This window comes from Hoeflea sp. (genome assembly GCF_984452065.1).
Window position 1 is genome coordinate 1 of the sequence record NZ_CFHWAF010000144.1, and the last position, 10,813, is coordinate 10,813.

At 58.1% G+C, this 10,813-nt stretch carries 10 protein-coding genes; 1 reads left to right on the plus strand and 9 read right to left on the minus strand.

Annotated features, from left to right (window positions below; translation table 11 throughout):
* Positions 1-360: 360 nt before the first annotated feature.
* The 9 genes from AC5E6N_RS20345 to AC5E6N_RS20385 form a co-directional block, all read right to left on the minus strand.
* The gene (locus AC5E6N_RS20345; protein WP_491749524.1) at positions 361-933 is read right to left on the minus strand and encodes an isochorismatase family protein; all 573 of its coding nucleotides are present in this window, start codon (positions 931-933) and stop codon (positions 361-363) included.
* A 173-nt stretch (positions 934-1,106) separates the two neighbouring features.
* The gene (locus tag AC5E6N_RS20350) at positions 1,107-2,465 is read right to left on the minus strand and encodes a four-carbon acid sugar kinase family protein (RefSeq protein WP_491749525.1); all 1,359 of its coding nucleotides are present in this window, start codon (positions 2,463-2,465) and stop codon (positions 1,107-1,109) included.
* A 2-nt stretch (positions 2,466-2,467) separates the two neighbouring features.
* Positions 2,468-3,739 (minus strand): RuBisCO large subunit C-terminal-like domain-containing protein, encoded by a 1,272-nt coding sequence (locus tag AC5E6N_RS20355; RefSeq protein ID WP_491749526.1) that lies wholly within the window; start codon positions 3,737-3,739, stop codon positions 2,468-2,470.
* Positions 3,740-3,873: 134 nt separating this feature from the next.
* A complete protein-coding gene (locus AC5E6N_RS20360) occupies positions 3,874-4,272 on the minus strand; it encodes a hypothetical protein (protein ID WP_491749527.1) in 399 nt (132 codons plus the stop codon).
* Positions 4,273-4,300: 28 nt separating this feature from the next.
* Positions 4,301-5,653, minus strand: a complete 1,353-nt coding sequence (locus tag AC5E6N_RS20365) for an aminotransferase family protein (protein WP_491749528.1) — start codon at positions 5,651-5,653, stop codon at positions 4,301-4,303.
* Positions 5,654-5,666: 13 nt separating this feature from the next.
* On the minus strand, positions 5,667-6,950 hold the full coding sequence (locus AC5E6N_RS20370) for a TRAP transporter large permease (RefSeq protein WP_491749529.1): 1,284 nt from the start codon (positions 6,948-6,950) through the stop codon (positions 5,667-5,669).
* A 1-nt stretch (position 6,951) separates the two neighbouring features.
* Complete coding sequence (locus tag AC5E6N_RS20375) at positions 6,952-7,428, minus strand: TRAP transporter small permease (protein WP_491749530.1); 477 nt, start codon at positions 7,426-7,428, stop codon at positions 6,952-6,954.
* A gap of 90 nt (positions 7,429-7,518) precedes the next feature.
* Complete coding sequence (locus tag AC5E6N_RS20380; RefSeq protein ID WP_491749531.1) at positions 7,519-8,409, minus strand: TRAP transporter substrate-binding protein; 891 nt, start codon at positions 8,407-8,409, stop codon at positions 7,519-7,521.
* A 210-nt stretch (positions 8,410-8,619) separates the two neighbouring features.
* Positions 8,620-9,243, minus strand: coding sequence for a GntR family transcriptional regulator (locus AC5E6N_RS20385; protein ID WP_491749532.1), 624 nt, complete (start codon positions 9,241-9,243; stop codon positions 8,620-8,622).
* A gap of 245 nt (positions 9,244-9,488) precedes the next feature.
* Here AC5E6N_RS20385 and AC5E6N_RS20390 point away from each other — a divergent pair, with 245 nt between their 5' ends.
* Positions 9,489-10,370 (plus strand): alpha/beta fold hydrolase, encoded by an 882-nt coding sequence (locus AC5E6N_RS20390; RefSeq protein WP_491749533.1) that lies wholly within the window; start codon positions 9,489-9,491, stop codon positions 10,368-10,370.
* The last annotated feature ends 443 nt before the right edge of the window (positions 10,371-10,813 follow it).

Below are 10,813 nucleotides of genomic sequence, written 5' to 3' on the forward strand. Positions count from 1 at the left end.
GGGGGCGGACGGTAAGCGACCGGGAGCCTCGCCGGGTCAGGCGGGACGCAACTGTCTTGGTAGGACGAGAAAGACGGACTTAGACGGACATAGAGCCAAGGCGGTTGCGGGCCGCCCCGGCGGGGCTACAAGGGAGTGTCCGCCCGCCCCCCGCACCGGGAAAGGCCAACAAAAGCGTCGCCGCCCGAAGGGCGGCGTCCGTATCCCGAAGCGTTAGCTTCGGGCCCGCGCCAGGGATCGTGACCCGGATGGGCGGAGACCGTGCGGTACGCACGGGCTCCGTGGAGCTTAGGCCGCGCCAGCGGCCTTAGCGGAATAGAGCCCGGTGGCCGGCCGGAGGTCGGCTGGGCGCCAGCAAATCTAGGAAAGATGCCCAGAGATTATCTTGTGCAACTGGTTTCTGGTGTCAGCGTCCTCAGTTGTCGCCGCCCATTCAGATACGAGCTGCACTGCGGTCGTCGGCACCACGCCTGCCTGCACTAACCTTTCAATCGTGGCCTCACGCGTGTCCTCTCGGCGAGCTACGGAGACGTCTAGCATGACATGAACATCATATCCGTCCGCCAGGGCACCGAGAGCCGAAAAGGTAACGGTATCCTCCAGCCAAAACCCGGCCAAGAACAGGCGGCTGCGGTTCTTATCAGCAATGGCTTTCGTCAGATCGTTGTCTGCCCAGGGGGAACCGCCGTCCAACCACTCAAAGATAGGCTGGCCAAAATTGGCAACGAGCTCGCTTCCGGCAACACTCGTCGGAACCGCGAGGAACCGCGGCACCCGGATTATCTTCGCGATCCGTTCGAGGACGCCGACGGTCCGCTCCAACTTCTCACGTGGGTTTCTCGGCAGCGTTTCAGCCTGCCGCTTCGTCAAGTCCAATAATAACAAACAGGAGTTATCCGGCGCAGATAAGAGCGTCATCGCCTGATAATCCACATATCGTCTGCCTTGACGCCGTTGCCATACGATCGGAACTCCAGCGAAAAAAGATCGGCGGCACAGATGCCGCCGTAAGCTACCCAAGGAGACGTCATTAGAGCCAAGGTGCTGCTCGCACTCCATCTCACACCAGTCGACAGAGCAGCCAACGCCTTGGATTGCCGATCCACCTACAGCGATACTCCATCTCGAAGTTGAACGAAGTAATCCGGAGGACCTATTTGCCCGCCCTTCAGAACCAATTCGCATATTTGCTGCTTCTCGGGTCCCTTGAGCGCTCGACACAAAGGAGCGGCAGGGGAAGTCAGAGTTTGCACCTCCAGGGCATCGACGCCCAACGCACGTGTGGCGAAGCTCGAGGTGTCCCCGCCGGCAATACAGCTCCTTCGCAGCTTTGTCCGCACGCTTACGTCCTTAAGGAGTTTTCCAAGTAGGTTTCCAAGCTGCTCCCCCGTGGCACCGGCGGCTGGACTCCGCCCGGCTTTGGCGGCGGCAATCCTGGGATCATCTGGCCCCATAGCCGTGTGGACAACCACCGACTTTCCTTCAGCAAGACGCATAGTTACCGCTTCGGTGAGTTTTCCGATCAGCTTTTCCGCCTCATCGCCTTCGATGAAGGCCGCATTCGGCGGAACCTCGATTCCACAGAAACCCTGGCCAAGAGCCACCTCTATCTGCTCCGCCGTCACGGACGAACAACTGCCCGATACAACGACGATCTGGGGCACCGCCTCCAATTGCCGCGAAAAGCTATGCTTCTCTATGTCGCTGTCCTGCGACCAGGCTTCGACCAAGGCGTATTCGACTCCGGATGAACCAACCACAAAACAGGATCTGTCTCGGCCTCTATTGAGCAAGGCTGTACCGCAGACAAGAAGATGATCCCGCGTGAGCGTATCAACGACCAGGATCTCACCCGTGCCACGCAAACGTTCCAGCAACTGCGCTTCAGGCTCTCCCGTCTCAAACGACGGAATATCCCACAAGCCCAACGGTAGATCGGTTTGCTGCGAAAGGTGTTCTCTCAAGTCCGCCTCGCGCATCGGCGTGACAGGATGGACGCTCATGACGGGATGTCGGTCAATTCGAGATACCTGACCGCAGTTGCCGTACCGGGCAAAGAGCGTACCGAATGCCACATAGCGGCCGAGAATGGGGACACCGACCATGACAGGAACCGTCGCTTCACCGAAAACAGAACGCCCTGTCTCGATGGCTGTCCCTATGTTTCCTATCGTCGGCGAGGAATCAAAGGTGGAGCAGACTTTATAGTGGCATATCGGCGCTCCCAGGAACTGCAGCATGCGCAAAGCAGGCTGAAGTTCAACGTGCATGGCTTGGGGACCAAGGGCACGGGTCACGCCGGCAATGCCGACGGCCTGCTTGCCGGCATAGGCTTCAAGGAGTGGCTTATCCGGCGGGCGAACGAAAAGCACACCCGAGATACCTCCGCGGGCGAGGCCGTCAAGTGCATCCGTCGATCCCGTAAAATCGTCGCCATAGAACGTAAGGAGGGTATTGGTTGCCATGACTAAACCGATCTCTTCTTGCCAAACACACGAAGAGACGAAGCGAGCGGAGCACAGCTCGCGGCAGCTTCCTCAAGCGGGACACCATCCATGGTTGCTTGCCACGCGGCCCTGATCGCCGCGACGCCAGCCGCCATTCCATCCGGATGACCCTGAATTCCGCCACCGGCAAGGTAGAGAAGGTCCGAACAGCCAATCCACTCATACGCGATTGGCGCTTGGCCACCCCATTGGCCTGCGGACACCGCTGGCATCACCGGCTGGCCCGCAGGCGTTTGATCCAAAGGCGTAAGACACGCGCGCGCGGCCTTGCCTACGGTTTCGTCGCTGTCCCAGAACTTGCCCTGGAACCCGCTGACATGAAGATGATCGGCGCCGGCAAGACGCTGAAGCGCCTGATAAGGTTGGAAGGCCATCCCCAATCCCGGGTGTCGCGTGAACATGCCCCAACCGGTTCGATGGCCATGAATCGGGAGCTGTGAATGGCGACGAAGTGTCAACACCCCAGCGGATCCGACGGTGTTCAACGTGACCATGACGCAAGTGCCACCGGACCGAAGAACATGATCGTGATAGGCCCGCATCTGGTCACAATCGGCGGTGATGTTGAATGCATACATCACCATCTTGCCGGTTCGCTGCGCATGTTCCTTCAAGACAGGCATCACGGCGTTCACCCGCTCAACCAGCGGACAGTGCGGCGGGTCCGCCATGAGTTCATCGTCCTTGATGAAATCAAGGCCGGCCTCGGCGAGGGCCTGCACCCGGGTGGCATAGTCTTCAGGCGAGAACCCAATACTGGGTTTTACGATTGTCCCGATCAGCGGACCGTCGGAAACGCCGGCCAGACGCCTCGTTCCCTCCACACCGAAACCCGGACCTGGCAATTGCTCGACGAGTTCCTGTGGTAGCTCAAGATGCTCCAAGCGGACCGCTGTCAGCTCACCTAGCTCAAACAGGTTTCCGGCGACTGTCGCCCACCAAGTCGGCAAGTTGGCACCGACGTTCGCCAACGGGAATGAAATGCGTATCCTCGCCTGCTGATACCCTTCTCCTTTACCGAGCCGCGTCAGATAGGCAGAGAACAAGCTTGCTTCCCGCCTTCGTCCGAGTTCTTGGATAGAGAGAACGCGAGCTTGATATGGTTCCGCCTTTTCCTCACCCATGATCTGGGTAAAACTTCCCGTCGATTGCTCTGCCGCCAGGGTCTCGGCGGCCTGGCCCAGCGGAAGCGGTGTCTCGATCAAGTAGGTTGCGACGACGGCTGCACTCATGAGGCGATCTCGAAGACTTGCAGCCAACGTTGGCGAGCCGGCCTGTTGCAACGATGTCGGCAACCAGGCCAGTGTTTCGGTCCGCAAGAGCACTTCGGAACTTGAGAAGGAATGATGATGCTCATGGCTTGCTCCTAGTCCTTCTCACCAAGATGCTCGACGGCTTCCTTCAGCGGCTCGCCCACCCTGAGGCCAAGCTTGGACGCTGCTGCGTTGACACATGAGATAACGCCTCCTTCCCACATATCTGCCGCATCGCCGATGCGTGCAGAAAAATGGCTCACGGTGGCGGCCGGAACCCCACGCTCGTCAAGCATGTCCAACGCCTTGGTGCCGGCGCGATCCTTTCCAACTCCAGCATCGTTGAAGAACACCCCGGTGAGGGGCGTCTCCAACGCAAACTCACCGGAGCTCGCGCCGCCATGAGATGCCGAGACAACGATTGCGCCGGCATCCTCGCTTGTCGTTTTTGTAATTGAATCCATCAGTACAACCGGATGTGTCCCGATCTCGGAAACGGTTTTCTTCAGCATTGTTCGATTCCCTTCTGCTTCTGAGCTCCTATGCCGCCTCTGCCGCGACCTCACGCACGACTGTGGTGAGCGCCCCATCGAGGGCGTCGATGATCAAATCGATTTCTGCCTTGGTCACGATCAGGGGCGGGCTGATCTGGACGTGATCGCCGTTCCGGCCAAAGTTCGCTAAGGGCACCCCGGGATTGATCAACACGCCACGCCGACGAGCCGATGCGACCACTCGTCCGGTGAAGTCGACTTCACGCGGAAAGGGCTCCTTGGTTTTGCGATCCTGAACGAACTCGACACCGACCAGCAGGCCCAGGCCTCGCACGTCGCCGATGCAGTCATGTCGCTGCGCAAGAGCCTGAAGACGGTCGAGCAGGTAGGTGCCGAGGTCTGCGGCGCGGAAGAAGAGATCCTCCTTCTGCATGATGCCGAAGACCTGCAGCCCGACAAAACAGGCCGTAGGCGTCCCGCTATAGGTAAAGCCGTGATTGAAGCGACCGGAGCCGGACCGTATCGCCGAGACAAGCTTCTCGGCTACGATGACGGCGCCAAGCGGCGCGTACCCGCTGCCGATCCCCTTTCCCATTGTTATGATGTCAGGATCGACGTTCCAATGGTCGATGGCGAACGGACGACCCGTTCTGCCGTAGCCGCAGAGCACTTCGTCCGCGACGAAGAGGACGTCGTAACGGTCGCAGATTTCTCTTACACGCTTGTAGTATTCCGGATGTGGCGTTAGCCCGGTCACTGTGGTGCCGACAACCGGCTCGGCAAAGAAAACGGCGACGGTTTCAGGGCCTTCCAACAGGATGGCGCGCTCCAACTCATCGGCGCAGGCAAGCTGACAGCCGTCACACCCCGCACAGAGCGCGCAGCGGTAGTCGTAAGGAGGAGGAATGTGCGCAACCTCAAAGAGGTAAGGCGCGTAAATCGATCTCCAACTCGTGCGGCCCGAGAGCGACAGCGTTGCCAATGTGACGCCGTGATAGCTCTGCCATCGAGCTATTGCTTTGTACTTCTGCGCCATCCCTCGCTCGACGAAATACTGCCGAGCGAGCTTGAGCGCCGTCTCGTTCGCTTCAGAACCACCTGAGACGAAATAGATGCCATCCATGTTCCCGGGAGCGATGGAGATGAGCGCATTTGCCAGTCGCTCTTGCCATGGGTGCGTGAAGCCACCTCCATAGACGTATGTTACCTCGTTCCCAGCATCGGCTAGAGCCTGGGCGATCTCCCGGCGTCCATGCCCGATCGATACGACGCCGGCGCTCGCCATTGCATCGATGTATCTGTTCCCGCTCTGATCGATCAGGTAGACGCCCTCGCCACCCACGACATGGGTCGGCGTGGATGTCAGGTCGCGATAAAAAACCGACGATTTGCGTGTCATTGGATCGACTCCATCAGTAGCCAAGCTGTCGCGGGAGCCAGAGCACGAACTCGGGCACGAACGTAATCAGCCCGAGAATCGCGACCAGCATCGCGAACATCGGCGCGGCCTCGATCATCGCTCTGACGATCGAAACATTTGCGATACGCGCTGTGATGAACAGCGTGAGAGCCACGGGCGGAGTGATGAGACCGATCATCAGGTTGAAGACCGCGATCATCCCAAAATGAACGGGATCGATTCCGAGATCTCCGGTGATCGGAAGGAGAATAGGAACGAGAATGATCGTCGCCGGTGTGGAGTCGAGGAACATGCCGGCAAGGAGAAAAGTAAGGTTGATCAAGAGAAGGAACAGTATGCGGCTTTCGACCTGTGTCAGGACGAAGCCCTGGATTAGTTGTGGGATGCCTTGCGACACCAGCAAGAATGCAAAGAACGAACTGATTCCTACGACGAACATGATGTTCGCCGTGTCGAGTGCCGACGACTTCAAGGAAACCGAAAGACTGCTCATCGACAGGGTGCGGTACACAAACACCCCGACGACAAGTGCGTATACGACCAGCACCGCTCCCAATTCAGTGACCGTGAAAACTCCGCCGAATATGCCGGCAATAAGAATCAGCGGCATGATCAGGCCCCAAGCTGCCCTGCAGACACGGCGCACGATTTCAGAGAGCACGACCGACCCCTCGGCGGGGAACCCACGGAATCGGGAAGCGATCAAGACGTAAAGGAAGAGGACCGCACCAAGAAGGAGCCCGGGAGCGTAACCGGCCACGAACAACTCAATGATCGAAACCTTGGCGACGACACCGTAGATAACCAACGGGATGCTCGGGGGAATGATAGGGCCGCAAATGGCAGCCACCGCACAAAGCGCAGCAGCGAAACCGGGAGGGTATCCGCTTGCCTTCATCGACGGAATCAGGACGGAACCCGTTGCCGTCGCGTCTGCGACGGCGGAGCCCGAGATACCCGCAAGCAACATATTCGCGCCGACGGAGGCCAGTCCAAGAGCGCCTCGGATCGCTCCGAACACACCATTGAACACGCTCAGAATGCGGTCGGTAATGCCCGACTCGTTCATCAGAGCGGCCGCCAGGAGAAAGAAGGGAATCGCCAGAAGCGTAAATGAGTCGACCCCTCCGATAGTCTTTTGGACGAGCAGGAAGAGCGGAATATCGGTGAACAGCAGTGTCGCGAGAACGGTGCTCAGACCGAGAGCATACGCAATCGGCATCGACAACGAAGCGAACGCCAAGGCAAGGAAACACAATACAGCTAAGAAGAGCACCTTACCGCTCCCCGATCGATCGAGCGGCCCGGGCAACGGAAAGGACTGCGCCAAAACCACCGCCAACAACGGCTGCGAGATAGAGAGTGGCGATTGGCAAACCTGTTGCGGGCGCGATCTGACCGGAGACGATTCCGATCATTCGCATCCCCTCGAGAATAAAGATGATAAACAAGCAAAGACCGACGACCGCCCAAGCGACTTCGCGAAATGCGTCGTAACGCGGTGAGACCCGGTTCCCGAACAGGGCGACCGCAATGTGCTCGCCCCGATGGGCCAGGATTGCCGCGCCCAGAAATGTCAGCCAGACGAAGCAGAGGCGCGCTATTTCTTCCGACCAGATCAGAGGAGCCGACAGGACATATCGGAAGACGACCTGAGCGAAGATGACAGCGACGATGGTTGCCAAGAGTGCCTGAATTAAACGGATAAGCGTTGTTTCCGCCAATTCCGCAATGAACGAGATGACGCGGAGCATCTGCCCACCTCCCTGGGTCGGACGGGTGTTGTGGTGAAGTTGCCGGATCAAGCCGGGAGCCCACATGAGGGCTTCCGGCTTGAAACTGTGCTATCGCACCGCGCGTATCTGCTGCACCCAATCGGACAGGTCGGGACCGGGGTCGTATGCCTTTGCCCGTTCATGGAACCCAGTCAGGTCGGGCTCTATAACGGTCATGCCCTTTTCTTGGAGCGTCACGAGAAACTTGGCCTCGTTCTCCTCCGTGAACTGTCGATACCAGGCAGAACTCGCCTTCGCCGCAGCGACAAGGGCGTCTTGATACTCCTCGGGCTGCTTTTGAAACCAGTCCTCGGAGAATATGAACCCCATCGTCTCGGCCATATGGCCCGTCATCACCGCATAGTGAGCGACTTCGTAGAATCGATGGTCGTGGATTGTGACCAGCGGGTTTTCGAGCCCCTCGACCACCCCCTGCTGCACAGCGGTATAGACCTCTTCGAACGCGATCGGCGTTGGCGCCCCGCCTAACGCCTTGAACGCATCCATGTAGGCCGGAATAGCAGGCGCCCGGAATTTGAGACCCTGCAAGTCGTCGATCTTGTGGACCGGCTGGTTGAGCGCCATCTGGCGGAAACCACGAAAGGCGGGGCCAAGAACCCGGAACTTCGACTCTTGGGCAACGTTTTCAAGAATTGCCGCACCTACTTCGCCGTTCCAAACTGAGAAGAAGTGGTCGACGTCGCGGTACAGGTAAGGCACCGCCTCTAGACCGGCCACAGGATGCCACGGTCCGACGATGCCAAGGCTCTCATACATCCCATCGAGAGTGCCGGCGCGAATCTGCTCCAGCATCTCGCGATAAGTGCCGAGTTGAGAGCTTGGAAAAATCGTTACGGTTACCTGTCCGTTGGTCCGCCGTTCCAATTCGTCCTTGAAGATCGTGATTGCTTTGTGATCGGCACTTTCGGTCGATCCCGTGCCGCCGATTCGAAGTGTCATGTCGGTCGCCATTGCCGGTAGGCCGGCCAACGAGACCGCGAGGGCTCCAGCCGCTAGTCCGAGAAAACCCCGTCGCTTCATCATATCCTCCCATAGTTTGAGCTTTATGCTCTTGATGCATCGTTATTATTGATTATTAATAATTCATAATCAACTAGAATCTAGCCGGCGGATAGAGTATCTCTATAACCAACTGATTTATAATGATATTTAGGCTTGCGCCTGTTCGAGCTGCGACGCGAGCCTTTGGCCATCTCGCTCATTATGCCGCAACGCAAGCCTTTCGGAGCGGCGTGAATCGCCCGCGCAGATAGCGTCCGTCAGCGGTTGATGGAGCGTAACCATGTCGCTGAGATCCTCATGGAGAGGATCGGTCAAAACCATGAAGAGCCGGATCTGCGCTTCCAACTGTTGGTACATCGCAGACAAGCGGCTATGCCGCGCCATATCGACAATAAGTCGGTGGAAGCGAAGGTCGAGTTCCATGCACTTCGCACGGTTTCCTTCGGATGCAGCGGAACGCAGGTCATCCATGACGGCTTGAAGCCTATTGAGATCCGCTTGGGTCGCCTTTTTTGCCGCTAACCGAGCAGCAAGCGCTTCCAAACTATCTCTGAGCGAACACAACTCCAATGCGTCCGCTGGCTGTAGCTCTGTCACATACATCCCTCGGCGAGGGCGAAATTCGACCAGTCCTTCATGCTGAAGGGTCTTTAGAGCGGATCTAACCGTCCCGTGACTAACCTCGTAGGCACGTGCAAACTCGGCCTCGACGAGGTGGTCACCTGTCGAGAGCTCCCCACTCAGAATTCGCTGCCGAATATTCTCAGCCACAACCGAGTCCAGGCTGGTGTGGTTTCGCTGCAGCCTCGCCAATGCTCGAACCTCATGTTTCTAATTATTCATAATCAACAATCTGACGAGATCACCATATGGCATCCCGGCCGACAACCGCAACGAATTTCGGCAAGGTAGACCGATTACCCCACATTGAGACAATCGACGCGACGAGCTCACTTGTCCAGAAGATAATTATTGATTATTAATAATCATCTTCGATCATGATGAAAGACTGCCCAATGACGGAAACCGACGAACTTGCCGAAATCGCTGTGGATGAGTGTGTCATCCGCTACGCCTCTTGTGGGGATGGATTTCCCCTGCTGCTGCTGCACGGCTATCCGCAAACCCACCTTGTTTGGCATCTTTTGGCGCCGATGTTGGCAGATTCCTTCAAGGTCATCATGCCGGATCTGCCGGGCTATGGCCAAAGTGTCGGGCCAAAGCCGGACCCGGACCACCTTAACTACTCCAAGCGTCACATCGCTGGCCTGTTGGTCCAGTTCATGGCTGCTTTGGGTCATGACCGGTTTCACCTGGCCGGGCACGATCGCGGCGGACGGGTGGCTTACCGCATGTGCCTCGATCATCCGACGGTCGTGGAGAAGTTCGCGGCTATCGACATCGTGCCGACCATCGACGTCTGGGAGGCAATGGACGGCAAGACCGCCCTTGCGACACACCATTGGTGCTTCCTGGCGACGCCGCCGCCCGTGCCGGAGCGCCTGATCGGCGCGGACCCTCGGCTCTACATCGGGCATCTACTGGACAGTTGGGCTGGCCGAAAGGATGCCCTTCAGCCAGAGGCCCGGGAAGCCTACATCGAACAGTTCTTCAGCGAACAAGTCGTTGCCGCTACCTGTGAGGACTATAGAGCCGGCGCGACGATCGATTGGGAACTGGACAAGATCGATCGCGACACTGCGAAGAAGATCACATGTCCGACGACCGTGATCTGGGGCACCGGCTACCTTTCAAACATGGCTAAGTCGCCGTTGGACGTCTGGCAGAGATGGTGTGAAAACGTCACCGAAACGCCTATTCGCTGCGGCCACTTCGTCCCGGAAGAAGCACCCGCAGAATGTGCCCAGGCCATGCGAAGCTTCTTTCTAGCCGAGTGAAAGGCGGAAGCCGCGGACGTAGCCGACCCTGTTTGGCCCAATGATCACGCCCTATAACTGAAGGCAGTAATATGCCGCAGCAGAACGCCCTTGGCATGAGAATGGAAGAACTGGCTAGTTTCGGAAAAGGTCAGCAAGGACCGCCTGGGTGTTCTTGGATGATACTTGAAGGTATCCGGTTGAGTTAGGACGCCACGCGATCGAATGATCAGACTGCCCGAACCGAGATTGAGGCAGCAGTGGCAGACTTCACAGAGGACCCAAAGGCCAGCGATAATCGTTCTTGCCGCGCGTCGGACACGCGGCGCGATTTGATGCTGCGTCGAATCATTCGCGCTCTTGCCCGTCACGCCGCAAGGGAGCACCACGCGCAATCTTGTTTGGAAGCCCGAAAGGATTCAGACTCGGAGCGCTAGTTGAAAGGTCAGGCCATGCTCTCCGTC